At 58.0% G+C, this 23893-nt stretch carries 23 protein-coding genes, 3 pseudogenes and 1 riboswitch; of the genes and pseudogenes, 18 read left to right on the top strand and 8 right to left on the bottom strand.

Going from position 1 to position 23893, the window contains the following annotated elements; translation table 11 throughout:
- Positions 1-21 precede the first annotated feature (21 nt).
- Positions 22-1077: a DNA-binding protein gene (locus EF096_RS18050; RefSeq protein ID WP_158611314.1), complete on the bottom strand. Its 1056-nt coding sequence runs from the start codon at positions 1075-1077 to the stop codon at positions 22-24.
- Between the two features lie 195 nt (positions 1078-1272).
- Here EF096_RS18050 and EF096_RS18045 point away from each other — a divergent pair, with 195 nt between their 5' ends.
- Positions 1273-2262 (top strand): site-specific integrase, encoded by a 990-nt coding sequence (locus EF096_RS18045; RefSeq protein WP_063091982.1) that lies wholly within the window; start codon positions 1273-1275, stop codon positions 2260-2262.
- A gap of 161 nt (positions 2263-2423) precedes the next feature.
- Here EF096_RS18045 and EF096_RS18040 read toward each other — a convergent pair whose 3' ends face one another.
- Genes EF096_RS18040 through merT form a run of 4 tightly spaced genes read right to left on the bottom strand, consistent with a single transcriptional unit; the run spans position 2424 to position 4738 of the window.
- On the bottom strand, positions 2424-2636 hold the full coding sequence (locus EF096_RS18040) for a hypothetical protein (RefSeq protein WP_223305241.1): 213 nt from the start codon (positions 2634-2636) through the stop codon (positions 2424-2426).
- 20 nt (positions 2637-2656) lie between these two features.
- Complete coding sequence (merA, locus tag EF096_RS18035) at positions 2657-4060, bottom strand: mercury(II) reductase (protein ID WP_123891169.1); 1404 nt, start codon at positions 4058-4060, stop codon at positions 2657-2659.
- Between the two features lie 5 nt (positions 4061-4065).
- Entirely contained in the window at positions 4066-4317 is a 252-nt protein-coding gene (gene merP, locus EF096_RS18030) for a mercury resistance system periplasmic binding protein MerP (RefSeq protein WP_232774847.1), read from the bottom strand.
- 58 nt (positions 4318-4375) lie between these two features.
- Positions 4376-4738: a mercuric ion transporter MerT gene (gene merT, locus EF096_RS18025; RefSeq protein WP_085682208.1), complete on the bottom strand. Its 363-nt coding sequence runs from the start codon at positions 4736-4738 to the stop codon at positions 4376-4378.
- A 164-nt stretch (positions 4739-4902) separates the two neighbouring features.
- On the opposite strand from merT, the gene EF096_RS18020 reads away from it, so the two are divergent.
- The 14 genes and pseudogenes from EF096_RS18020 to EF096_RS17955 all read left to right on the top strand — a co-directional run.
- Complete coding sequence (locus EF096_RS18020) at positions 4903-5577, top strand: MerR family transcriptional regulator (protein ID WP_198556035.1); 675 nt, start codon at positions 4903-4905, stop codon at positions 5575-5577.
- Between the two features lie 228 nt (positions 5578-5805).
- Entirely contained in the window at positions 5806-7260 is a 1455-nt protein-coding gene (locus EF096_RS18015) for a cytochrome D1 domain-containing protein (RefSeq protein ID WP_123891168.1), read from the top strand.
- Between the two features lie 73 nt (positions 7261-7333).
- On the top strand, positions 7334-7918 hold the full coding sequence (locus tag EF096_RS18010) for an RNA polymerase sigma factor (RefSeq protein ID WP_123891167.1): 585 nt from the start codon (positions 7334-7336) through the stop codon (positions 7916-7918).
- On the top strand, positions 7911-8726 hold the full coding sequence (locus EF096_RS18005; protein WP_123891166.1) for an anti-sigma factor family protein: 816 nt from the start codon (positions 7911-7913) through the stop codon (positions 8724-8726). The genes EF096_RS18010 and EF096_RS18005 overlap by 8 nt, the downstream gene beginning before the upstream one ends.
- A gap of 128 nt (positions 8727-8854) precedes the next feature.
- Positions 8855-10084, top strand: coding sequence for a SorT family sulfite dehydrogenase catalytic subunit (gene sorT, locus EF096_RS18000; RefSeq protein WP_123891165.1), 1230 nt, complete (start codon positions 8855-8857; stop codon positions 10082-10084).
- A 66-nt stretch (positions 10085-10150) separates the two neighbouring features.
- A complete protein-coding gene (gene sorU / locus EF096_RS17995; RefSeq protein ID WP_085682203.1) occupies positions 10151-10465 on the top strand; it encodes a SorU family sulfite dehydrogenase c-type cytochrome subunit in 315 nt (104 codons plus the stop codon).
- A 133-nt stretch (positions 10466-10598) separates the two neighbouring features.
- Positions 10599-11249: a cytochrome c biogenesis CcdA family protein gene (locus EF096_RS17990; protein WP_123891164.1), complete on the top strand. Its 651-nt coding sequence runs from the start codon at positions 10599-10601 to the stop codon at positions 11247-11249.
- A 140-nt stretch (positions 11250-11389) separates the two neighbouring features.
- Positions 11390-13816 carry a heavy metal translocating P-type ATPase gene (locus tag EF096_RS17985; RefSeq protein WP_123891163.1) on the top strand — a complete coding sequence of 809 codons (2427 nt, stop codon included), beginning with the start codon at positions 11390-11392 and terminating at the stop codon, positions 13814-13816.
- Positions 13817-13857: 41 nt separating this feature from the next.
- On the top strand, positions 13858-14175 hold the full coding sequence (locus EF096_RS17980) for a heavy-metal-associated domain-containing protein (protein ID WP_085682200.1): 318 nt from the start codon (positions 13858-13860) through the stop codon (positions 14173-14175).
- A complete protein-coding gene (locus EF096_RS17975; protein WP_218565795.1) occupies positions 14165-14584 on the top strand; it encodes a hypothetical protein in 420 nt (139 codons plus the stop codon). Before EF096_RS17980 ends, EF096_RS17975 begins: the two co-directional genes overlap by 11 nt.
- A gap of 96 nt (positions 14585-14680) precedes the next feature.
- A riboswitch (Fluoride riboswitch) is annotated at positions 14681-14754 on the top strand.
- Positions 14755-14837: 83 nt separating this feature from the next.
- Positions 14838-15218: a fluoride efflux transporter CrcB gene (gene crcB, locus EF096_RS17970; RefSeq protein ID WP_372237933.1), complete on the top strand. Its 381-nt coding sequence runs from the start codon at positions 14838-14840 to the stop codon at positions 15216-15218.
- A 74-nt stretch (positions 15219-15292) separates the two neighbouring features.
- A complete protein-coding gene (locus EF096_RS17965) occupies positions 15293-15613 on the top strand; it encodes a DUF190 domain-containing protein (protein WP_085682198.1) in 321 nt (106 codons plus the stop codon).
- Positions 15614-15757: 144 nt separating this feature from the next.
- Positions 15758-16135 (top strand): MFS transporter, encoded by a 378-nt coding sequence (locus tag EF096_RS17960; RefSeq protein WP_218565794.1) that lies wholly within the window; start codon positions 15758-15760, stop codon positions 16133-16135.
- Positions 16136-16162: 27 nt separating this feature from the next.
- Positions 16163-16531: pseudogene (locus tag EF096_RS17955) on the top strand (YkvA family protein); the annotation flags it as partial.
- A 317-nt stretch (positions 16532-16848) separates the two neighbouring features.
- Here the strand turns inward: EF096_RS17955 and EF096_RS17950 are convergent.
- Positions 16849-17631 (bottom strand): annotated as a pseudogene (locus tag EF096_RS17950) (ISL3 family transposase); the annotation flags it as partial.
- A 7-nt stretch (positions 17632-17638) separates the two neighbouring features.
- Positions 17639-17802 (bottom strand): annotated as a pseudogene (locus tag EF096_RS20675) (mercuric transporter MerT family protein); the annotation flags it as partial.
- Between the two features lie 73 nt (positions 17803-17875).
- On the opposite strand from EF096_RS20675, the gene merR reads away from it, so the two are divergent.
- Positions 17876-18340: an Hg(II)-responsive transcriptional regulator gene (gene merR, locus EF096_RS17940; RefSeq protein ID WP_085682196.1), complete on the top strand. Its 465-nt coding sequence runs from the start codon at positions 17876-17878 to the stop codon at positions 18338-18340.
- Positions 18341-18859: 519 nt separating this feature from the next.
- Positions 18860-21832, top strand: coding sequence for a Tn3 family transposase (locus EF096_RS17930; RefSeq protein WP_063091986.1), 2973 nt, complete (start codon positions 18860-18862; stop codon positions 21830-21832).
- A 474-nt stretch (positions 21833-22306) separates the two neighbouring features.
- Here EF096_RS17930 and EF096_RS20665 read toward each other — a convergent pair whose 3' ends face one another.
- The gene (locus tag EF096_RS20665) at positions 22307-22525 is read right to left on the bottom strand and encodes a hypothetical protein (RefSeq protein ID WP_235869790.1); all 219 of its coding nucleotides are present in this window, start codon (positions 22523-22525) and stop codon (positions 22307-22309) included.
- 100 nt (positions 22526-22625) lie between these two features.
- On the opposite strand from EF096_RS20665, the gene EF096_RS17915 reads away from it, so the two are divergent.
- Entirely contained in the window at positions 22626-23345 is a 720-nt protein-coding gene (locus EF096_RS17915) for an SOS response-associated peptidase (protein ID WP_123891160.1), read from the top strand.
- Positions 23346-23893 lie beyond the last annotated feature (548 nt).

The raw sequence follows: 23893 nt of genomic DNA, 5'->3' as shown, positions 1-23893 counted from the left end.
TCAGGCCGAGACAATAGCGGGCTATTTAGCCAGGCTTGTTTGTAGTTGTTTCAACTGACCCTGGAGGACAGCTTTTTCCTGCAGTAATTCGCGATTCTGATCGTTGAGGAACTGGTTTCGGTCGTCAGCCGCTGCCACGCGCTCTCTGAGGTCGGAGATCCGCTGCTGGCAGGCCGCGAGATGTTTTTCAGAATCCGTTAGGGCCGCACCAAGCTTCTCCCTGTGTTCGGCGTCGCTATCTCGCTCCAGCTGGAGGCGGTCGACTGTCGCTTCCAGCGTTTCTGTTCGCGTTGCCCATTGTGTTATGACGGCCTGGCTCGCGTGCAATTTTTCTTTCAAGTTTTCAGCGTGATCCTGACTGGCCTCATAGCGCTGGTTTATTTGGTCGCGATGTTGTCTCAGCGTGTCGCGGTCCTGTTCGCTGGAACGGAGCTGCTGCGTCAGCTGATCCACCTGACCCTCCAGCCCTGACTGGGTCCTGTGGAACTGGTCCCGTTCATGACGGCGATCCTCGGCAATCTCCTGCTGGTAGTGCTCGAAATGGCTGCGGATATCGCGGTTTTCCTGCTTCATCTCTTGGACGGTTGCAGTGGTCTCACTGAGTTTCTCCTGACTTGCCTCCAGTTTGGACGTGAGTGAGGCCGCCCGGAGCTGTTCCTGTTGAAGAGCGTGGGCCTGGGCATCGCTTTCGTTGCGAAGCGCTTCATTGGACTTCTCCAGCCCGCAGCGTTGCTCTTCCAGTGACTCGCACCGCTGCCGCACCTCTTCCAGCTCGGTGCGCCACTGCTGTTCCAGCGTCTGGTGCGCTTCGCGCTCCTGCGTAATACGTTCATCGGCCGCGTATTGAGCTCGCTCATGCAGGGCTTTCACGGCGGCCACCAAGTCAGCCGGGAGTCCGTTCAGATCCGCTGCGGCTTCGCTGCCTGTTTTCCAACGTTTCAGCATTGGCCCGAGAGTGCTGCGACTGCCGGTACCGAGTTCCGATCGCACCCGGTCGACAGTGGGCTCGTCACCGCGTTGGCGGACGCGTTGCGCAGCGTTGGCGACATCCTGGTAAGTAATTCCGGCGCGGGCCATGACATGCCTCATTTTTATCATATAACGTGATATGTAATATTACATTATTTATTCGATAATTAACAAAATTTATTTAAGATTCCTAACGCACGTTAAAGCGCGTTAACGTGCGTTAGTGTGTGGTCTGTTCTATCCTGCTCCTGTAACGCCGGTACATCAGCGGCTCTTGAAAGCACGCCTCGAATTGGAGCGGTCATGGATCCAAAACCCACCGTCAAGTCCACATTACGTAACGCGGAAAAGACCGTATTAGCCGATACGGCTAATCGGTACATCCACATGGCCACCACCGACAACACGCGGCGGACCTACCGTGCGGCCATTCGCAGCTTTGAGCGCTGGGGTGGACGTCTCCCGACACAGCCGGCGACCCTTGCGGCCTATCTGTCCGATCAGGCAGACGCGCTTAATCCTCGCACGCTGGATGTTTACCTGACGGCCCTGGGGCGCTGGCACCAGACTCAGGGATTGCGTGATCCCGCTCGAGACCCCGGCGTGCGCAAAACGTTGGAAGGGATTCGTCGCGCCCATGGTCGGCCGAAACGGCAAGCCCGGGCGCTGCGCCTCGAACACATTGCGGCCTTCCTGGAAACACTCCAGCAACAGCCTGACTCGCTCAAGAAGCATCGTGACTGGGCCCTGCTGCAGGTCGGTTTTTTTGGGGCGTTTCGCCGCAGTGAATTGGTAGCGATTGAGGTGAAGCACTTGTCGTGGGAGCCGGAAGGGCTGGTGGTGACCCTGCCGCGCTCTAAAACAGACCCTCACGGTGAAGGCCTGAAGCGGGCCCTGCCTCGGGGCAACGAGCTGGTCTGCCCGGTCAGCGCCCTCGAAACCTGGCTAGAGCATGCCGGCATTCACGAAGGCCCCGTCTTCCGCGCCGTCAACCGCTGGGATCGGTTGCAATCCCAGGCCCTTTCAGGCGGGTCGGTGAACCGAATCCTGAAAGCGCTTGGGGAAACCTGCGGCCTGGACTTCGTGCCGACCCTGAGCAGTCACAGCTTCCGGCGCGGTCTATCCACCGCCGCCGCGCGGGAAAAGGTCGACTTTGCGCAGATCAAGCGCCAGGGTGGCTGGAAGCATGACGGGACGGTGCGGGGCTACATCGAGGAAGGACAGCAATTTACGGACAACGCCGCAAACACCTTACTGACCAAAGTCGCCAGGTTGATCCGGGACACCGACTAATGGTGAGTGTGGTCGCGGCTGGCTACGCTGCCCGGAAGCACTCAGAATACGATGAACAGGTATCTGTAGTGGCTCACAAAGCTAATCTGTTGGGCCCGCAATTATCCTGAGCAGTGGGACCACATTGGGTGAGAAAGGGCGCCCGGTTGGGCCCAGATTAGCTACGAACCGACCAACCCCTGACCGTCATACTCGACGGTTCCGCAAGGCAGCTGTTCCCGCACCTGCACCACCTGGTCCGTCGTCCAGTTGAGCGACGCTGCAAGCCGCTTAAGAGTGACAGGACGACCCTGGACCAGCTCACGCAATAGCGCCACATGAAGCGTGGCCTCCGCTTCTCCGGTCAGGCCCAGCCGATTCACGATTTCTCGCATATCATTCACGGGGCCTTGCCTTATCCCGCGCAGCAGGATAGTTGTTTGACATCCTTGGTAAACGTTTGAGCGCACAGCTTCAAACCTTCTACCATCGTCAGGTACGGGAACAGCTCATCGGCAATCTCGTTGACGGTCATGCGGGCGCGTAGCGCCATCACCGCGGTCTGGATCAGTTCGCCGGCCTCACCCGCCACGGATTGCACACCCAGTAACCGCCCGCTTTCACGTTCCGCGACCATTTTAATGAAGCCTCCGGTATCAAAGTTGACCAGGGCCCGTGGCACATTGTCGAGGGTCAGGGTACGGCTGTCGGTGACGTAGCCACTTGCATCGGCGTCGGCCTCGGATAAACCGACGGTTGCAATCTGTGGCTCGGTAAAGACCACCTCCGGCATGGCGCTGAGATCCAGGCGGGCATCGCCGCCGGTCATATTGATCGCGGCCCGGCTACCACCCGCTGCCGCCACATAAACAAACTGGGGCTGATTGGTACAGTCGCCGGAAGCGTAAATGCCCGGCACCCGGGTCTCGAGTTGCTCATTGACGATAACGGACCCGCGATCAGTCTCGACGCCGATAGACTCCAGGTTCAGCCTGTCTGTGTTCGGTGTGCGTCCCACGGCCACCAGCAGCTGATCGGCCCGCAGTTCCCCGGCGTTCGTGTCGAGCACGAATTCCTCGTTGGTATAACTGATCTGGCTCGCCTGGGTGTCATTCAGAACCTTGACACCCTCGGCTTTGAACGCGGTTTGAATGGCCTCGTCAACAGCCGGGTCCTGCCGGGATAACAGTCGACTGCGCGCCAGGATGGTCACCTCGCTGCCCAGTCGGGCAAACGCCTGTGCCAGCTCCACTGCCACGACGGATGCCCCAATGACAATTAGTCGATCCGGAATGGTGTCACTGGCCAGTGCCGTGGCGGACGTCCAGTACGGCGTATCGGACAGGCCCGGAACCGGGGGGATGGTAGGCCGCGCACCGGTACCAATGAACGCTCTGTCAAAGCGTACCTCGCGTTCCGTACCATCAGGTGTAGTAACCTGCACTGTATTGGCATCGATAAAACGGGCCTCACCCCGCAGGACAGTAATCGCCGAATTGTCGTCGAGAATGCCCTCATACTTGTCGCGACGAAGCTCATCGACCCGGGCCTGTTGCTGGGCCAGCAACCGGGGCCGGTCAATGGTCGGCTCGACTGCCGCAATGCCCTCGTCGAACGGACTGCGGCGGCGCAGATGGGCCACGTGAGCGGCGCGGATCATGATCTTCGAGGGCACGCAGCCGACATTGACGCAAGTGCCACCGATGGTACCACGCTCGATCAGCGTCACTCGGGCTCCGCGTTCCGCCGACTTCAAAGCGGCGGCCATGGCACTGCCACCACTGCCAATCACGGCAATGTGCAGATCGTTATCACTCATAAACACTACTCCTGTTTCGCCCCGGACTGTATCAGTGTGGACGGGTAGCCCGCGTTGGTCGTGGCTTGAGTTATTGCGTCGACAGAGGTTTTGTCATCGTAGAAAGTAACCGTCGCATCACGTTCCTCATAGCGGACCTGGACAGAACTCACCCCATCAACTCTCTTGAGAGCGGCTTTGACGGTAATCGGGCAAGCCGAACAGGTCATTCCGGGAACAGACAGGGTCACCGTCTTTTGCTCCGCCAAGGCAGGCATGCTGAACAGCGTAAACAGTACGGCAGTGATCAGGGACTTTCTCATGGTGTATGGCCTCTCAGTAAAATAACGGTAAGACGAAAGGGAATGCCAACGCGATCAGTACGAGCAACGCGACGATCCAGAAAGTGATCTTGTAAGCGGTGCGCACTTGCGGTACTGCGCAGACCTCGCCCGGCTCGCAATCCTGTGCAGGCCGGTATATCCGACGCCAGGCAAAGACCATCGCCACCAGAGCAGCACCAATAAACCACGGCCGGTAAGGCTCCAGAGCGGCAAGATTGCCGATCCAGGCACCGGAAACACCAAGGGCGATCAGGACCAGGGGGCCAAGACAGCAGGCCGATGCGAGCAATGCTGCGACCCCGCCTGCAATTAATGACCCGCGACCGGATTTGGACTCTGATTTCAACTCTGACATTGCGACGGTTCCTTTCATGACTTTGCTGGCTATCTTCAAAATACTTCCGTAGTCGGCTACGGAGTCAAGCCCCACACTCCTATAAAATGTTCAGCACTCTTGACCCCGTACCGTGGTACGGGCACTAATCTTATTATTCGGATCTACTGGGTGGGAGTTCTGCCATGACAGACATGACCATTGGCAAAGTGGCTGACGTGGTGGGTGTTGGTGTCGAGACGATTCGTTTTTACGAACGCCGCAAGCTCATTGAACAGCCGCCACGTCCCAGGGAAGGTGGCTATCGGATTTACTCGGACGCCACGGTAAGGCGACTGCATTTTATTCGTCGAGCGCAAGAGCTGGGCTTCTCACTGCGTGAGATCGCTGAGCTGCTCGCGTTGCGTGATGCCGAAAGCAACCAGGCAGACGCAAGTGATGTACGCCAGCGGGCGATGGCAAAGCTGCACGACGTAGACCAGAAAATTGAACAGTTACGGCGAATCCGCCAGGGGCTGGCGGCACTTGTGGACTGTTGTCCCGGACAGGGGCCGTTGCAGTGTTGTTCCATATTTGACGCCCTGGAGCAGAATGCGGGGCCTACAGGCGAGCCGATCATAAGTGAGGAGACAGACATGCAGACAATCAGGCTTTCAATCGGCGGCATGCACTGCGGTGGGTGCGAGGAAATTGTTCGTCATGTTCTCGAACAGCAAACCGGCGTCAAGGGGTGTTCCGTCTCCCATGAAAGCGGTGAAGCCCGGGTGGCAGTTGACGAATCAAGGATTTCGGACGAACAACTTGCGGAGGCTGTGCGTGGTGCGGGGTACTCCGCAAACATCATGAACACGACAGAATAACCCCTTGGAATTCTCGGCGGCCTTGCCCTTGGCCGCGAGCCTCGGGTTACTGGCCTTCGTTGAGCCTTGGTCCGCGGGTAGGGGGCCGGGCCGAAAGTTTCGGGAATAAATCCCGGCCCGGTGACGCCTTTGGCTTCACAGATCGTTTTCGACCGGTGCTTTGCTGGCAAGAGGTCTTGCCAGCACATGAGTCCGGCCGAACTTCTTTTAGCCTTTGGAGTTTGTAATATGCGTCCACCGATCCCCCATGCCATCACATCATTCGTCGCCGCAACCCTGCTCAGTGTCAGTGTGCCCGTGAGCGCGGCGGAAAACACCCGCTTTGAGCGCGGCAGCGAGGTGTACAACCAGCAGTGCGCTGCCTGCCATCAGGCTCAGGGTCAAGGCATACCGGGGTCGTTTCCCCCGCAAAAAAACCACACCGCTCAAATGTACAATGCCACTGACGGTATCGGTGGCCGCCGCTATCTGGGGCATGTGCTGCAGTTCGGCCTGACCGGCCCCATCAAAGTCGACGGCACAAGCTACAACGGCAACATGCCGGCCTGGGGCGGTGCGCTCACTAACCAGCAAATGGCGGATGTGCTGAATTACGTGCTGACGGCGTTCGGCAATGAAAAGCGGGTTGCTGGTGAGTTTCAGCCCTACACCCCTGAAGAAATCGAAGCGATTGCGGGTAAGGACCTGTCCGGCAAGGATGTTTACCAGCTGCGGCAGACCCTGCTGGGCCAATCGCCTGAGCAGTCGCGGACCAAAGCCACTCCCGTGCGGTCGGCGCCCGAACTAAGCCTGGAAAAGTCCATTCGCGACCCTCTGTATGTGGCGGTCCAGAACAGCGGCATCGTGAAAGTCCTACCCTCAAAGCAGGCCTGGCCCGGCGTCGCGGGCGCTCACTACAATGCCCTGAGTCCTGATGGTTCCCGGCTGATGGTGTCCGGCTTCAAAACCGGCAATGTCTACGTTTTGAATACCGCCAGCGGTGAGGTGATGGCCAGCGTACCGATCGGTGAGGTGGCCCAGGGCGTAAAAATCTCACCGGATGGCCGTTACGGCCTCGTCGTGGCGCCGACCCAAGGCGACGTTGCGGTGATCGATATGAATACCCTTGAACTGGTCAGGAAAATTCCAGTGGGCAAGGTACCCCACAACCTCGTTTACAGCGCCGACGGCACACTCGCCTACGTCACGCTGCAGGGCGAAGGCGCGCTGGCGGTAGTGGATATGCGGGCCCTGGAAAAACAGCGTCAGATCCCCACTCCGGGTCTCAAGACGCCTCACAACATTGACATCAGCGCCAACGGTCAACGGCTATGGCTGCGCGACTTTACCGGCAACGTGGGGGTACTGGACCTGGCTAGCGAAACCATGCTGAAAACTTTTAAAGTGGGTAGTGGCCATGGCGGCATCGACGTGGTGCCTGGCGAGCAATACGTCGCAACCGGTGCGATTTCTGCGTCCGTGGTCACTATAATCGACTCCGAGAGCCTTAAAATTGTCAAAAATGTCGACGTGGGCGTTGGCCCCCACGGCGTTCGGGCAAGCCGCGATGGCCAGTTCATTTACGCGTCGGTCACGGCGGATAACCACATTGCCGTTATTGATACCCAGTCCCTCGAGGTGGTCCGCCGGGAGCCGGTTGGAGGCCAGTTCCCCTTCTGGCTCGCGGTACCGGGCAATCCATAAAAAAGTCGGGAATAAAAGGCGACCCGGTGACGTCCTCCAGTGAAGTGACCATAAATAGGTAGCGGGCAACCCCATGCGCAGCACCGGAAGCAGGCAGCAATTCGACACACTGGTACGGCCCTGGCGCTACCGCCTGTACGGTGTTGCGCAACGCCAGGCCCCCTCACAGGAAATGGCGGAGGACTGGACCCAGGAGACCTTGCTCCGGGCCTGGCGGGACTTTGACCAACTGGACGATCACGTGGCGGCCTACGCCTGGCTGCTAAGGATTCTCAACCGGGTGGTTGCCGATGACTATCGGCGGGATGGGCGCCGGCAGCAACTGGCTCCGGTGCTGACCACCGGTGACGCGGTGTTGAATGAGTATCCCTGCAGTGCCCCGGGCCCCTTCGATCAGCTCCTGAAAAACCGGAGCGATGCGCAGGTCATGGCTGCGGTTCACGCCCTGCCGGACAGCTTTCAGCAGGTCATTCTGTTGCGGGACTTTGAGGAGCTGAGCTATCAGGATATCGCACAAATTCTGGACCTGGCACCGGGGACGGTCATGAGTCGCCTGTCACGCGCGCGGCGCCTGCTCGCTAAGCGACTGATCAAGGCAAGCCCGAGGTCCCTGGCTGCCAGCCACACAAAATACACATCGGTGAATTCCCATGAGTGATCTCAAAAACACAGACGCCCACGAATGGTCCGACCTGCACGCCGAAATCCAGGATTGGCTGGCGGGCTATGCCGATGGTGAGTTGGATGAGCATCACACCGCCCTGGTCGAGGCCCATCTTGCTGGATGCGAGACCTGCCAACACGATGTTGAACGTCAGCGAATTCTTTCCGAACGACTGCAGATGATACCCACTCCGGGACTGTCCGCCGATTTTGACGGGCGGCTCGATATCGCCCTTGCGAACGCCCCCGCCGGTGGCAAGCGCCCATCCGGTCGTCGCCGCATGACGAATCTGAAACGCTGGCTGAGCAGCCTTCGCCCGTCGGTTGTGATTGGCAGCGGCGGTTGGGCCGTTGCCCTGGTACTGGCAGCGGTACTGCTGATGCCCAGCCTGACGCCGGATAATATCAACAGGATTCCCATGGTCAGTGACGTGCTGAGCGATTATCAGCGTGTCGCCCTTGAGGAACTGCCTCGCCAGGCCGGCGGCTCGGAAGTGTCTCCGCCATTGCCGTGGGCAAACAGCCGGGTGCTGGCAACCTGGATGACCCGAGTGGGGGGCGAGCCTGCCCAGGCGTACGCCATGCGCCAGGGTAACAGCCTAGTCATCCAGTATCGTATCTCGGAGCGCGTATTCTTCCGGGATCCGGATGTGCGACAGGCGGTGGCCCGAGCCGGCGACTTTCGTACCCGGGCCGATCAGTTGGAGGTGCTCGGGCTACCCATGGAGGACTCGGGATTGCTGGTGGTTGCGCCAGCCGGGAATATGCCGGCGGTAAGCGAAGCCACGACGGGGGGCTCCTGACACGCTGTCAACGGTGATTATTTGACCATGACCTACTACACTGAATCAAAATCAGGTTTGTCACGAATTCATGGCACCGATGACCACCGTCGGCAAGTGTTCTGAACAAACATCAACGAGGGAAAACCATGTCTGTTTTCGATGCGTCTTCAACGTCCCGCCGTGCACCCGAAAGTTCTTTACCGATAAGTCGCCGGCGCCTGCTGCTGGGCTCTGCCGGCGCCATGGCCTCCGTCAGTCTGCTGGGGCTGAGCCCCCTTGCCAGGTCGGAGGAACCCAAAACGCTGCCCGATTACGTGCGCTGGAAAAACGCCAATGACGTGATCGTGCACAGCGCCAACACCATCGAAACCGAGCGCGGCGCCATTGGCAGTGGTGTGGTGACGAACAGTGACAAACTGTATGTCCGTAACAACCTGCCAGCCCCCAATGCTGATGTTGTGGCGGACCGGAACGCTTGGAAAATCACGTTGGAAGGCGTCAATTCGCCCCAGACCCTGACCCTGGGTGAGCTGAAAAAAATGGGTGTTGAGACGGTAACCGCCGTTCTGCAATGCTCGGGCAACGGGCGAGCCTACTTTGAGCACGGCCCGGGCGGAACCCAATGGGGCACCGGCGCGGCAGGCTGCCTGGTGTGGACCGGCGTACCGCTGCGTGACGTTGTGGCCCGGCTCGGCGGAGTAAAGCCGGACATGAACTACATCACCAGCACCGGCGGCGAAACCTTGCCTGCAGGGTTGGACCCGAAAACCATTATGGTGGAGCGCTCCGTTCCGGTGAGGGCACTGGATCAGGCGCTGCTGGCCTGGCAAATGAATGATGAGCCCGTGCCGCTGGCTCATGGCGGCCCACTGCGCATGGTCATTCCGGGTTATTTCGGGGTCAATAACGTGAAATACGTGGAGCGAGTCGCGTTTACCGAGGGGCAGTCGGACGCCAAGATCCAGGCCTCAGGCTATCGCATTCGTCCCATTGGCGAAAAAGGCGCGCCCGGTCAGCCGTCGATGTGGGAGATGCCGGTCAAATCCTGGGTCACCGCCCCGCTGACAACGGCCAGCAAGGGCAGGAATCTGATTTACGGCGTCGCATTCGGCGGCATCAATGCCGTTAACCAGGTGGAGGTGTCGGCCGACGGTGGCGAGACCTGGAAGAGTGCCCGTTTCCTGGGTCCGGACATGGGGCGCTACGCCTGGCGACCGTTTGTGGTGGCGATGGATCTGAGCGCCGGCGACCATCGAATCGTTAGCCGCGCGACGGACACCGAGGGCAACACCCAGCCGCCCACACGCACCGAGAATGAGCGCGGTTACGGCAACGCCAGTTGGAAAGACCATGGCGTGACCGTCACCGTTTCCTGAGTGTATTAACCCTGTGGTGGTCCGTTGGTCGGGCCGCCTGTTCCCTTGATTGAATCAGGATTTTCCATGTCATTACGCACACTGTTGTTGACGATCTTTGCCCTCGCCACTGGCCCTGTATTGGCGGATGAGCAGCTCGAACTGGGTAAGAAAGTGTTCCTGGAGCAGGCACAACCATCCTGCACGGTTTGCCATACGCTGAACGATGCCGGTTCCGCCGGTGAGATCGGCCCCAATCTTGACCAGCTCAAGCCCTCGGCGGAGCAGGTCAGCAACGCGGTGAAGAGTGGCGTTGGCATCATGCCGGCCTTCGGTGACTCACTGTCAGAGCAGCAGATCAGTGCCGTGGCGAAGTACATTGAATCGGTCACCCGAAAATAGTCCTCACGCATGCCGGATGACTCACCGCTATGGGTCAGGGTTCATTCTGTGCCACTCAGCTGAGAACCCTTGACCCTGTATCGGGGTACGGGTGTTAATCTGCGGCTTAATTCACGGACGACAGAGTAGTTCCTTGGAATTTTCAGTTGCTTTGCCTCTGGCCGTCGGCCTCGGGCTACTGGCCTTTATTGAGCCCTGTTCCGTGGGCAGTCACTTATTGTTCATCCGTTACCTCAAGGGGTTATCACAGCGGATGAAGATTGCTCACACACTGCTTTTTGCCCTGACGCGGGCCTCTTTGATGGCCGTGCTTGGCGTGATTGCCGTCTTCGTTGGAACCGCCTTCACCGGGCTGCAGCAAGGCCTGTGGGCTGTGCTCGGGAGTCTTTATGTGGTGGTTGGGCTGCTGTACCTGGGCGGTGGTACATCCTGGTTTATTGCGCTGGTGAACCGTTTTTTGCCACGCATCACCCGCATCCCTGGCGGTCCCGCGTTAGGCGTGGTGTTTGGCTTGAACGTGCCGGCCTGCGCGGCCCCCTTGCTTGCGGTGCTGCTCGGCGACGCCGCTGCCCGGGGTGCAACGGATGGCGCTGTTATCTTCGGCGCTTCGACCCTGATGGTGTTTGGACTGGCGTTTTCCGCCCCACTGCTATTCATTGTTTTTACCGCCCGCGGCCGTCGCTGGCTTGAACACCTCACGCGGCTTGTGGGACGCATGCTACGATGGACCGGTGCCATAATGGTCGTACTGGGCCTCTGGACCTTTTGGCTGGCGCTGGCTTAGGCCTTAAGACCAAGTACATCCTCCCTGTTTTGACAGCTTTCCCTGTTTAACCTGTTTGATATTCCTCGATCACTTGACTCCGTATCTTGGTACGGGGCCTACCCTTGAAACATGACCTCATTTCATCAAGGGGATGCATCATGAATACGGCAGTGACAACCGCTGACGACGATACCCGGCCCTGGAGTCTGGAATCAACGGCGGACCCCGACATTCAACGGGTCAAGGCTCATATCGGTGGACTGCACTGCTCGCTGTGCACGGGCACGATTGAAAGCGCGCTGGGCAAGAAATCCGGCGTGCGTCGGGTTGCGGTGAGTCTGACTCACGAGCAGGCGCTGGTGGAGTTCGACTCTCGGGAGAACACCGCCGAGGCTCTGATGGGTACCTTGCAGCAGATCGGCTACACCCTGAGCGACCCGCGCAAGGTGGAACCGTTCGAACGCCAGGAGCAGGCGCTGGCGATTGAGCGCAATCGGTTTGTCGTCGCCCTGGCCATGAGCCTGGCAGCGGTCGGACTGATCGTTGATTTTACCTCGGCCTGGACCTTCGGGCTTTCCGCGCTGGTTTACGTCAGCCTGGTTCTGTTCGGCTTTGCGGTGTTACGCGGCCAGGGTAGGTCAGCCGCGCTCACGGGCACGGCCCTGTTGGCGGCTGGCGGATTGGCCTTCCTTGCGCTACGCACCGCCGGCGTTTTGGGCGGCTATGAGCCGTTGGCCGTCGGTGCGCTGGCACTGGGTATGGTGTTTGGCGTGGCACGGCAAATGTTGAACATGGCCTTTCAGGCGTTACGCCGTGGCATCCTCAACCAGCACGTACTGGTGGAAATCGGTGCCTTCGCAGGGCTGACCGGGGGCGCCATCGGCCTGATCGCATCGCCCGAAGGTTATCCCACGGCGGCGTTTTTCGCCGTCTCCGTCATGGTACTGACCTATCATCTGTTCTCCGAATGGCTGTCGCTGATCGTCAAGACCCGAAGCTCGCAATCGGTCAAGCGGTTGCTGGACCTGCAGCCGGAGACGGCGCGCGTCGTCACCGAGGACGGTGAGCGTGACATGCTCGCAGACCAGGTTGAGATTGGTATGCGGGTACGTATTAGGCCTGGAGAACGCGTTCCCCTGGACGGCGAGGTGGTTGAAGGCGGTTCGGCCGTGGACGAGTCCCTGATCACGGGCGAGCCGCTACCGGTGGAGAAAACCACTGGCGATACCGTCGTGGGCGGCGCCATCAACGGCTCCGGCACCCTTCTTCTGCAGGTAACGGCCATCGGCAGCGAAAGCTTTCTCCAGCAAGTGATCAGCAGCATTGAGGATGCGCGTGCACTCAAGCCGGGATTGCTACACCTGGTGGATCGCGTACTGCGGATCTATACGCCGGCCGTGCTGATCATATCGGCCCTCGCCTTTGGCTTCTGGTCGGTCGGTCCCGTACTGATTGGCGGCGAGCCGGCCCTCGAACGAGCCGTTTTTGCCGCCCTGACCGTGCTGGTCATGGGTTACCCTTGCGCCGTGGGCATCTCAGCACCCCTATCCATCGTACGTGGCGCAGGAGAAGCCGCGGACAAGGGCGTACTGATGCGCACCGGCGAGGCTTTTCAGGCCCTGCGTAAAGTGAACAAGGTGGTGTTCGACAAGACCGGCACTCTCACCGAGGGTCGCCCCGCCGTACGCTCTCTGTACAGCGTGGATGGCGACGACAATGCGCTGCTAGCGCTGGCTGCAGCCGTGGAAGCGGCCTCGGAGCACCCATTGGGGCGGGCCGTGGTTGAAGCCGCACTCGAAAGGAATGTGGATTTCCCCGAGATCGCCGATTTTCAGGCCCAGTCCGGCCGTGGTGTCACCGCGCACGTGGATGGCACGCAGGTGCTGGTGGGCAGCCCGCGGTTCGCCGAAGCGTCCGGCGTGGAGATGACATCCGTTGCCGATGCCGTGGAAGCGGACGAGGCGCAGGGCCATACGGTAATCGTGGTGGCCCGCGACGGCACTTTGTTGGGCACCATCGCACTCGGTGACGCTCTGCGACCCGATGCCGCCGACACCATAGCCAGCTTGCAGTCGATGGGCATCCGCACCGCCCTGTTGACGGGCGATAACGAACGCACCGCCCGCCACATCGCGCAACAGGCCGGTATCGATGAAGTGCATGCCGGCGTGCTGCCCGAACAGAAGGCAGACCAACTGCGAACGATGCAGCAAAGCCAGCGAGTTGCCATGGTCGGCGACGGCATCAACGACGCCCCCGCCCTGATGCAGGCGGACGTGGGTATTGCCATGGGTGGCGGCACGGACATCGCCATTGACGCCGCCGACATTATCATCCTAAACAGCCGGGTGGACGCCGTGGTGACGGCAATACACATCAGCCGCTGGGGTTATCGCAAAATGCTCCAGAACGTCAGCCTGGCATTTCTGTTCAACGGTATCGGCATTCCGCTGGCCAGCACGGGGCTGATTTACCCGGTCTGGGCGATGGTGGCTATGGCAGCCAGCGTGACAGCCATTTTCATTAATTCACTGTGGCAACGCCCGGCCCTGTTTTTCGACACGGTCGCGAGTGTGAATAATTGACCAACTCGTTTGTAAGCTGCCCCCTGAAAAGAGGATTCGTCATGTTTAAAAAAGGGTTCCTGATGTTAGCGGCGTTGGCATTCAGCGTTGCCGCGCTGGCCGCCGACAAACACTACGTATTGGGCGTGGACGGCCTGGCCTGTCCCTTCTGTGCCTATGGCATTGAGAAACGTCTGAATAAAGTGGATGGCGTCACCGGCGTGGAGGTGGACGTCGGAAAAAGTACGGTGCGTGTCACCCTTCAGGAAGGCAGGACTTTCTCTGAGGAGCGGGCACGTCAGGCTGTCGAGGAGGCCGGCTTCACGCTGCGCTCCTACTCAGAGGCCGAAGGTGAAACGGGAGGCAGCGATGCGAAATAACAACCAGTCAATCGGCTTGCCCCTGCTGGTCGGTGCCCTGGTACTGACCGGTGTGCCTTCGGCACAAGCCGCACCCAACACCTTTAACACGGCTCTGCCCGTGCCCCAGGGTGAAACCATCTGGCGGGAGCAACTGGTCTCGCGGGAGCGTTCCGACGGTGGCCCCTTGGATCGTGAGGTCTCGGTCCAGGCTCCGGGCAGCGTACTCGGTTATGGCATTACCTCGAAGCTCGCGGTGTTCGGCGTTGTCCCTTACTTTTTCAACAAGGAACTGGACGTCACCACGCCCATGGGCCGGATTGAGCGCGATACCGGCGGCATCGGCGACGTCTCGCTGTTCGGGCGTTACAGGAGTTTGAAGTCCAACGGAACGAAAACGTACGGTAAGGACGCTCTCATAGCGGTGTAGGAATGGCCGCCGAGACTGTCAATGTATTCGGTGAGTATTACTCTGGGTGACAATGGCCAGCGATCTTGTTCGAGATGACTACCTCCGATAAGATAACGCATATCAGGAGATGGCATGCCTCCTTAAACCGCCACTGCACGTTCGCAGTGGCTGATGATGCCTACGCAGGGTCCCGGTTCGGGCGCGTAGGTTATTGCCGTTTCGCCTGTCCGGGTATTGTTTCATGTAATGCTTCAGGACAGGATCTTTACTGATGTACTCTATTCTCGCAATCTGCGCTGGTGCCTCGGGCGGGGCCTTATCCCGCTGGCTACTCGGCCTGCAACTCAACGCCCTGTTTCCCACCATCCCTCCCGGCACGCTGGCCGCAAATCTGTTAGGCGGTCTCTTTATCGGCGTGGCTTTGAGCTTTTTCAGTGCACAGGGCTCGGTGGCACCGGAGTGGCGACTGTTCATTATCACCGGGTTTCTTGGTGGGTTTACTACCTTTTCGACGTTTTCCGCTGAAATTATTACCTTGCTACAACAGGGCCGGTTTGCCTGGGCAGCCGGCGCAGTATCCGTTCACGTACTGGGGTCATTGCTCATGACGATTCTGGGTATGTTTACGGTCGGTTGGATTCGTAGTCTGTAATGGTCTCTGTCGGACGGCGGTTCCTTATTCAAGCAGAAAAGTTCATAGACATTTCCTTTTTTAGGAGAACTAGGATGAAAGGTTATCAACTGACGTTCTTTACCCAGCAAAACCGCCATCACCGTGGCAAGCACGTTTGTGATTGGCTGATCGACTCTGCCCGGGAGCTGGGTGTGCGCGGCGGGACCGTGCTCGCCGCAACTGAGGGTTTTGGTCATAACGGCAAAATGCACTCCAGCCATTTTTTTGAGCTTGCCGATCAGCCAGAAGAAATCACGATGGTAGTGACTGAGGACGAGGCAGAGCGGCTGCTCAAACGTTTGCTCGCGGACCAGTTGCACATCTTCTATGTGAAGATTCCGGTCGAATTCGGCACCCTTGGAGAGTCGGACTGAATGACTAACGACATCAACGAGGCCGGCGCAGCTGAAAAAGCCACCAGGCCGAAAGGCTGGCTGAATCGAACTGTCGTCGGTGCCGGGATCACCAGCGCACTGGGCGACTTCTGCTAGGTCGCGATGTCCTACCCGGTCGGCGCTATGGCGGATCGCCTCGGCCATCTCCCCATGCTGGTCGGCGGGTATGTGCTGGGAACGCTCACGGCCGTTTTGACAGCACTGGCCTTCTGGCTTTCGGTAGACAGCGTGCCGCTGCTCGTCGTCATCTTCTTCGTCGCTGGCTTGTACGTCACTGTCGAGGAAGCGTTGGAGTCCACGGTGGCAGCCGAAATGGTGCAGGCCGACACCCTGATGATCAGCTATGGTGCGCTGGGGACGGTCAACGGGACGGCCAAGTTCGTCTCCAGCGCCACGATCGGTTTGGTGTGGACCGCAGTCTCGCCGACTCTCGGCTTTGGCTTGGCGGCCCTGCTGATGGCGGCCGGGACATTGGCTATGCTCCGCGTCCGTAATGCGTAGCGTATAGAAACACTTACTATGACAATAAAACTGGTTTCGAACGCCAAGCAATGGGCACGAACCATCAAGCGTGACGTACACGCGGTCTGGCTTTCCGCTCGTGATCCCCGCACCCCGTGGTTCGCAAAGGCGCTTGCGATGGTTGTCGCGGCCTATGCTGTCTCGCCCATCGACTTGATCCCCGACTTCATTCCCGTGCTCGGCTACGTGGATGACATCATCATCGTGCCGCTCGGAATCATGCTGGTCGTGAGGCTTATCCCGCCAGAGGTAATAAGCGAGCACCGAGAAACCGCCGCCAAAGCCACCGAGCGTCCGGTAAGCCGCATGGCAGCGGGGGTATTTATCACCCTATGGATCGTCTGTGCAGCCCTTCTAAGCGCCATCTACTTGTGATTAATTATAAACACCGGGAGGGCGAGTTGTACTTGGCGGATGACGCTGGCCACTGCCCAATTCTGGGGGCCGCGCACGCTCTCCAAGAATTTACCCCGGAGAACACCATCCAGGCCAGCACATACAATGGTGACCGCATAATTGTTGCTCACCTTCGTCCTCCGTTACCCAGCATTGAAGTGTGAGCCATGATAAATTATCCGAGTGTCATACATGACGCTATTGCGCATCTCATTTGAGATACGGTCAAGCTGTGGCCATTAGAAAATGGGTATCCGGATTAATTGGTTGACGATCCCTGTAGGCCCACCGATATCTTAATTTTCCCAGAAGGTTGATAGATCGACACCGAAGTTCTTCTCGGGCTCGGGTAGACCCATGCCGTAGGTCATGGTGGCCTTGCCCAGGAAGGGGGATTCCTTGGTCTGCGGCACCTTCTTCTTGTGCTTGGTGGTGTAGAGCATCCGGGCCCGCATCACCTCGAATGAGTAGCCCCGGCCATCGCGGTTCTTGTCCTTGGCCAGCCGGTTGATCGACTCCGTGAAGGCATTGGTGACTGGGATGTCGTCAATCCAGGCAGCCAGCGCCTGCTCAGCATCTCGCCGGCTGGCACAGTCCCAGATGTGGTAGAACCGCTCCTTGTGCTCGTAGGCTGCCAGGAGCTGGGGGAAGGCCCCCATTCAGGTTTCCATGATGAGACGTTCGCGGTCGGAGACGTCGTGAGCCCGCTTCAGCAAGATCTTCCGGTCACCCTTGAGGGTTCGGCGTTGGTTGGCCTTCAGCTCCTTCCTGAGCCCCTTGCGGACCTTCTCCAGGGCTTCGTTGGCCATACGCACAACATGGAACTTATCGACCACGATGCGGGCCTGTGGCAGCGCCGCCTGGACGGCACGGCGATATGGCTTCCACATGTCCATGCTGACGATCTCGATCTTGTCGCGCTCGGTCATGCTCATGAGCCGCTTCGTCACTGCCTCCTGCTGACGACCGGGCAGCAGGTCTAACAAGGTACGCTCCTCCAGGTTGGTCAGGATGCAGAGGTAGCGGCGGTTCAGGTACAGCTCGTCGATACCTAGGTAGCGGGGTGTCTCGAAGCGGTGCGCACTTGCGGTACCTCGCAGACTTCGCCAGGTTGCCGATCCAGGCACCGGAACCCCCCAGGGCGATCAGGGCCAAGGTGCCCAGACAACAGGCCGACGCGAGCAGGCTGCAACCCCGCCTGCGATTAACGACTCGCGACCGGATTGTGACTCGGAATTCAACTCTGATATTGCAATTACACCTTCTACGGCCTTGTTCGATAGGTTAAGCTTGAAGCCGTAGTCAACTACGGAGTCAAGGCAAATGCCGGATGAAATGAACTCATTGACCATCGGGGGGCTGGCTAAGGCGGCGAACGTCTCAGTTGAGACCATCCGCTACTACCAGCGACGTGGGTTAATACCTGAGCCCCAGCGTCCTCTCGGGGGTATTCGACGCTACGGTCCCAGCGATATCGGCAGGTTGAGCTTTGTGAAAACATCGCAGCAGTTAGGCTTCAATCTCGATGAGGTCAGCGACCTGCTCCGACTCGAAGACGGCACCCACTGCCAGGAAGCCAGCACTCTCGCGGAGCGCAAGTTGCACGACGTACGTGGGAAGATCGAAAAGCTACAGCAAATTGAGGTTTTACTGAGCGCCATGGTTGATCGGTGCTGCGCCCAAGAGGGCAATATCTCGTGCCCCTTAATTGCGTCATTACATGAAGGGGTTGGGCGAAAATTTTGTACCTACCCTAGCCAGAGTGGGCCCCCTGCCAAACCTCAGTGACAAAGGGCAACCCCGCAGGCCCTCAGAATGTCCAGTGTGACCAGCAGAGTACGGCGGGGAAGTTTTTGGGCAACAGCCCCAAACTGAGGTGCTATTAGGGCGTAGGCAGTCATCTTCAGGACCAGCGCAATGCCGAGCACCTGGCCCGCACTGCCGCCCGTCAGTCATGGGCCAGCGGCGCCAGCGCCACCGTCGTTAGCCCGGTCCCTGCCAGAGCGATTAGCTGGGCACTAGAAAGGCGTTGGTAGGTGTGAATGCTCAGTGGGGGGGGGGGGGAAGATGCTCAATGGCCATAGCTCGAATCAGTCTGCGGTGTGGTGTAACGATTCAATAAATCGGGGAACCGGCGATCTATGACCGAATAATCCCGTAACGTAAAGCGAGCGTGGCGTTCACAAAATAACGGGCGGTTCCTTTGGTCTTGACGAATTGCTGCCTACTATAAGCAATGCCCCCCTCAAGAGCGAAAGTACTGTGGGCTAATGCCTTTCACTGGAACCCCATAGCGAAGGACTGCGTATGAGTAGCCTCCATGAAACCGCCTATCCGCGATTGAAGGCGGTGGTCTCGGATCAAGAACTGGCAGAAATTTATACACCCTCTACCCAGGAACGATCCTTTGCCCGAAAGCACGGTCGAACTCCGGCTGCTCGTGGCGCCCTACTCATTCTCCTGAAAACAGTGCAGCGTCTGGGCTACTTTGTCCATCTCAAAGCCGTTCCCCAATCCATTACAACGCACATTCTGGCGTGCGACGACCTTTCACATCTCGCATTGAGCCAGCTCAGGGTCTACGACCGCAATGGCGGCGCCCGTCAGCGGATGCTGGAGACGGTTCGTCAACAGGTGGGCATCAAGGCGTTCACCGTTGAAGGCAAGGCAATTGTACGGGAACTAGCGCGTGAAGCGGCCACCACCAAGCAGGACCTGGCGGACATCATCAATGTGGTGATTGAAGAGCTGGTGCGCCAGCGTTTTGAGTTACCGGGTTTTTCAACGTTGCAACGGACCGCGCGTCAGGCTCGCAGCACGGTCAACACCGGTTACTTTCGGACGCTCAATGTGGGTTTGACAGCGCATCAAAAAAACGAATTTGACCAGTTGCTGCAAGTGCCGGATGATTCCCCTCATACCAGTTGGCATAAGTTGAAACAGGAACCCAAAAAGCCGACCAATACGGAAGTGAAGAAGTATCTTCAGCACCTGGAATGGCTTCAGGGTTGGTGTCAACAATTGCCCGCTGTTGATCACATTCCCGCCGCCAAATATCACCACTTCATACTGGAAGCACGAGCGCTGGGCGCGGCCAACATCAAGGCCATGCAAAGCACCAAACGCTACGCTTTGATGGTTCTGCTGGTCCATGCCCAATTGCGTCGCGCGATGGACGATGCGGTCGACATCTTTGTTCGCAAGATGCGCAACATCAAAACCAAGGCAGAAGCCAACCTGAACCAGTATCACCTGGATCACATGAAACGCATGGACAGGCTGGTGGCTCAACTGCGTGACGTACTGACCGCCGTCCAGGAAGCGCCAACGGACTCCGAGCGAGGTGCCCGAGTGGCGGCTGCCATCCAGAGCGATCCTGATGAATTACTGGCAGAGTGTGAGGAACACATGGCCTATGCTGGCAATAACTTCATCCCGTTCATGCTGCAACCCTACCGCCCGTTACGCCCCCTGTTATTCAATTGCCTTGAACTACTGGATCTGGCGGCAACCAGCCACGATCAATCTTTGATTGAGGCGATTGCGACTCTGAAAAAGCACCGGCACAGCCGTAAGGAATGCCTTGTCCTCAGTAGTCAACCCGTCGACGTGTCCTGGCTACCGGAGCGTTGGCGCCGTTTGGTATTGGGGACCGGGCCAAGCCAGCTGCCCCCCGGGATGGTCTACCGGAAGTATTTCGAGCTGGGCGTACTGACACAGGTGAAGCGTGAACTGATTTCCGGCGATCTCGCGGTCGCGAATAGCGACCAGTACAGTGACTACCGCGATCAGCTGGTGGATTGGAGTGTCTATGATGCCCAGATAGCGGACTACAGTGCGATGATTGATATCGAATCCGACCCAGCCGCTTTTGTGGTACAAGCCCACTCCCGGTTGAGCGAAACGGCCGACCGCATTGACCGTGGCTTCCCGGAGAATGAATACGCCGTCTTCCATGGTGAAGATCTGGTGATCCGGAAGCACCGCCGTAGAGCGCCTCCGGATGGGTTAGCTGAGATTGATAAGCAGTTATCCCAAAATATGCCCGAAAAGAACATTCTCGACATCCTGGTGGAAGCCGAAAAATGGCTGGGCCTCCACAAACGCTTTGGGCCACTTTCCGGATTTGAGGGCAAGCTGGACGACCCCCGTACCCGCTTTGTTTCGACCTTATTTTGCTATGGCTGCAATCTCGGGCCAACTCAGACCGCGCGATCCATCACGACGCTTAATCGCCGGCAGGTGTCCTGGCTCAACCTGCGGCACGTCACCGAAGAGCGCCTGGAGCAGGCGATTGTACAGGTTATCAATGCCTACAACCGCTACCGGCTGCCGCGACACTGGGGAACTGGCCAGCGGGCCGCCGCCGATGGCACAAAATGGAACCTGTACGAACAGAATCTGCTATCGGAATACCACATACGGTACGGTGGCTATGGCGGGGTGGGCTACTACCACGTCTCGGACAAATACATCGCGCTGTTCAGCCACTTCATTCCTTGCGGCGTTTATGAGGCCATTTACATCCTTGATGGACTGATCAAAAACGACTCCGATATCCAGCCTGACACCTTGCATGGCGATACTCAGGCGCAAAGTGCGCCCGTCTTCGGGTTGGCTTACCTGCTGGGTATCAACCTGATGCCCCGCATCCGGAATCTGAAGCAGCTGGTGTTCTACAAGTCTGACAAACGCCAACGGTATGAGCACATCAATGCTTTGTTCAGCGAGACTATCAACTGGAAACTGATTGAAACCCATGTGCCGGACATGCTCCGGGTGGCGCTATCGATTAAGGCTGGAAAAATCGCACCGTCTACGGTACTGCGACGTTTAGGTACCGCAAGCCTCAAGAACAAACTCTACTTTGCTTTCCGGGAACTGGGGAGGGTCGTTCGGACAACCTTTCTTCTGGACTACATTGGCAGCGTGGAGTTGCGGCGAACCATTCATGCGGAGACGAACAAAACGGAAGAGTTCAACCAGTTCGTGAAATGGCTGTTCTTCGGCGGCGAGGGGGTGATCGCCGAGAATATCCGTCACGAGCAACGGAAGGTGATCAAATATAACCACTTGGTGGCCAACCTGGTCATTCTTCACAATGTGGAGTCGATGACGTTAACCCTTAAAGATCTCAAAGAGCGCGGTCATCATATTGATCACGATATTCTCAAAGGGCTGGCCCCATACCGCACGGACCATATCAACCGATTTGGCGATTATACGCTTGATTTTGATCGGCAGGTTTCACCCATGAGCTACAACGCCAAAATAATTTAAATACAATAGGTTAAGGCAAATTTTGGAGGATTGCGTCAGAATCGTTGCCGACCCTCAAATTGCTCGCCGCCCAGTTGAGCCTGAAGTGAGTCCAGCGTCGGCATTTCCTCACGCCAGGGCAGGCACCAGGTCGCTCAGATATTGAGCAAAATCGCCCTGCCCTGAAAATCAGCCAGTGTCAGGGGCTCGCCGTCCTATTAGTTAGTTAGCTCTATGCTATTTCCCTACCCAAGGAGTAATCATTAGGCCAGTGAGGTTGCTCCTCCATATAGACCTGACATCAACCAGATAATCCGCTGTAGTGAGGGGTTGGTTGCGGCCTTGTGTTACGAACCAATCAACCAAAAAATCCGGGTACCCGTTTATCCCATGCAGCTGGCAACCTGGCTAGAAAGCGGACTTGTAATGGCACTGCATTGCTTCAAATGGTCAGTAGCTTGGCCGAACTGATTGATTCTCGCCGATGCTGAATGCCTATTGACAGTTGTCAATGCCATTCCAAAAGAGGGCATCAAAATATAGAAGGGTAACCTCATGTTCTAAAATAAATTTTTGACTAAACATTGCGTATTGATAAGACATAAGACATGGGAAAAGCGCCGGGCTAGGGAAGCCAGCAGAAACAGTAGAGGAAAAAAAGGGCAGCTCAATACCGGAGCCGCCCACAGGGCCTAGAATGGTAACCGCGCTCATATCAGATAACCTTGATAAATACTGTACGTGCATACAGTAAACGAAATTACCGAATCAGGGTCAAAGGAAAAGTGTAACCAGCAGACAGGCGGGAATGATCATGTGCGGACGCTTCACCCAATATCAAGCTCAGGTGCGCTATCTTGAGCGGCTGAACTGGCAAGCTCCACTGTCTTTCGAGCCCAGTAACGAACCGATAGACCGCTACAACATCGCACCCACCACCCACGTGCAGCTGCTGCACCTGGATGAAGACGGCCTGCGCATGAGTGCAGTGCCCTGGGGCTACGCGCCACATTGGGCCCGGGGCAAAGGTAAGCGCCCGCCGGCGATCAACGCGAGATTGGAAACTGCCGTCACCAGTAAATACTGGTCGACCCCCTGGAAGAATGGCCGTTGCCTGGTGCCGGCAGATGGCTGGTATGAATGGGTCAAGGTTCCGGACGACTCAAAGCGCAAACAGCCCTACTACATCAAGCTGAAATCGGATGAGCCCATGTTCTACGCAGCCATAGGCCAGTTCCCCCGCGATGCGGAGAGCGAACCAGGTGATTTGGACGGCTTTGCGATCGTCACCACCGCGAGCGATAAAGGCATGGTCGACATTCACGACCGCGCACCTGTAGTGCTGCCGCCGGATGTAGCCAGGGAGTGGTTGGAGAGTGGCATGGCACCGGAATGCGCAGAGGATCTGGCCAGACATCATGCGGAACAAACAGAATCGTTTGAGTGGTATGAGGTGGGGAAGGATGTGGGGAATGTGAAGAATAAAGGACCTGGACTAATTGAGTCCATAGAGCGACCTGCAATGTCACGCTAGTCTGTCACGTCACCATTAAATACCTTCGCTTCAGTCCGTTGTTAGACTAGCCCGACCACCAGGTGTAACGAGCCACCGCCTTCTGGCGAGAATGGGAACAAAGGTGGAGTTTTAAGGGAAATGGTACTTGGGAAAACGTACGCTGCGCCAACAGCACATGTGCTCCCCATGCTTACCCCAAAGGGCATCGAGCCAAACGGATCCAGCACCGGCCGGCAGAGACTCCCGCTGGCCGGCGTCTTTGAGACATGGTTCGCAGACAGGGCCACGGCTACTTGCGATCATGGCCTTTTTTGAAAAGGAATTCCCATGCTCATACTCACACGGGACGTAGGCGAGGCAATCAACATCGGCGATAACATCGGGTATACGGATTTAATGGTTGATGGGGCACCTTCACCCCATCAATCTGATACCACCCTCAGATGGTTGATAGATCGACTCCGTAGTTGAGTTCCTCTGCGAAGTCCGGCAGTCCGTAACCGATGGTTTTCTTGTAGAAAGGAGAGACCTTCGCAGTCGGTGCCTTCTTCTTGTGCTTCGTGGTG

Source organism: Pseudomonas neustonica (genome assembly GCF_003797945.1).
In the GTDB taxonomy this organism is placed as follows: domain Bacteria; phylum Pseudomonadota; class Gammaproteobacteria; order Pseudomonadales; family Pseudomonadaceae; genus Halopseudomonas; species Halopseudomonas neustonica.
Note: the sequence above shows the minus strand (reverse complement) of the source record. Positions and strands in the feature narration are given on the sequence as shown.

Excerpts from the sequence above, each read along its gene's own strand:
- merP (WP_232774847.1), bottom strand. The coding sequence starts at position 4,317 with ATGCCTGCCTTGGCGGAGCAAAAGACGGTGACCCTGTCTGTTCCCGGA.
- EF096_RS17930 (WP_063091986.1), top strand. The coding sequence starts at position 18,860 with ATGAGTAGCCTCCATGAAACCGCCTATCCGCGATTGAAGGCGGTGGTC.
- EF096_RS20665 (WP_235869790.1), bottom strand. The coding sequence starts at position 22,525 with ATGAGCGCGGTTACCATTCTAGGCCCTGTGGGCGGCTCCGGTATTGAG.
- sorT (WP_123891165.1), top strand. The coding sequence starts at position 8,855 with ATGTCTGTTTTCGATGCGTCTTCAACGTCCCGCCGTGCACCCGAAAGT.
- EF096_RS17965 (WP_085682198.1), top strand. The coding sequence starts at position 15,293 with ATGAAAGGTTATCAACTGACGTTCTTTACCCAGCAAAACCGCCATCAC.
- EF096_RS18015 (WP_123891168.1), top strand. The coding sequence starts at position 5,806 with ATGCGTCCACCGATCCCCCATGCCATCACATCATTCGTCGCCGCAACC.
- EF096_RS17975 (WP_218565795.1), top strand. The coding sequence starts at position 14,165 with ATGCGAAATAACAACCAGTCAATCGGCTTGCCCCTGCTGGTCGGTGCC.
- merA (WP_123891169.1), bottom strand. The coding sequence starts at position 4,060 with ATGAGTGATAACGATCTGCACATTGCCGTGATTGGCAGTGGTGGCAGT.
- EF096_RS18010 (WP_123891167.1), top strand. The coding sequence starts at position 7,334 with ATGCGCAGCACCGGAAGCAGGCAGCAATTCGACACACTGGTACGGCCC.
- EF096_RS18040 (WP_223305241.1), bottom strand. The coding sequence starts at position 2,636 with ATGCGAGAAATCGTGAATCGGCTGGGCCTGACCGGAGAAGCGGAGGCC.
- merR (WP_085682196.1), top strand. The coding sequence starts at position 17,876 with ATGCCGGATGAAATGAACTCATTGACCATCGGGGGGCTGGCTAAGGCG.
- EF096_RS18045 (WP_063091982.1), top strand. The coding sequence starts at position 1,273 with ATGGATCCAAAACCCACCGTCAAGTCCACATTACGTAACGCGGAAAAG.
- crcB (WP_372237933.1), top strand. The coding sequence starts at position 14,838 with ATGTACTCTATTCTCGCAATCTGCGCTGGTGCCTCGGGCGGGGCCTTA.
- EF096_RS18050 (WP_158611314.1), bottom strand. The coding sequence starts at position 1,077 with ATGGCCCGCGCCGGAATTACTTACCAGGATGTCGCCAACGCTGCGCAA.
- EF096_RS18005 (WP_123891166.1), top strand. The coding sequence starts at position 7,911 with ATGAGTGATCTCAAAAACACAGACGCCCACGAATGGTCCGACCTGCAC.
- EF096_RS17960 (WP_218565794.1), top strand. The coding sequence starts at position 15,758 with ATGGCGGATCGCCTCGGCCATCTCCCCATGCTGGTCGGCGGGTATGTG.
- EF096_RS17915 (WP_123891160.1), top strand. The coding sequence starts at position 22,626 with ATGTGCGGACGCTTCACCCAATATCAAGCTCAGGTGCGCTATCTTGAG.
- EF096_RS17980 (WP_085682200.1), top strand. The coding sequence starts at position 13,858 with ATGTTTAAAAAAGGGTTCCTGATGTTAGCGGCGTTGGCATTCAGCGTT.
- EF096_RS17985 (WP_123891163.1), top strand. The coding sequence starts at position 11,390 with ATGAATACGGCAGTGACAACCGCTGACGACGATACCCGGCCCTGGAGT.
- EF096_RS18020 (WP_198556035.1), top strand. The coding sequence starts at position 4,903 with ATGACAGACATGACCATTGGCAAAGTGGCTGACGTGGTGGGTGTTGGT.
- sorU (WP_085682203.1), top strand. The coding sequence starts at position 10,151 with ATGTCATTACGCACACTGTTGTTGACGATCTTTGCCCTCGCCACTGGC.
- merT (WP_085682208.1), bottom strand. The coding sequence starts at position 4,738 with ATGTCAGAGTTGAAATCAGAGTCCAAATCCGGTCGCGGGTCATTAATT.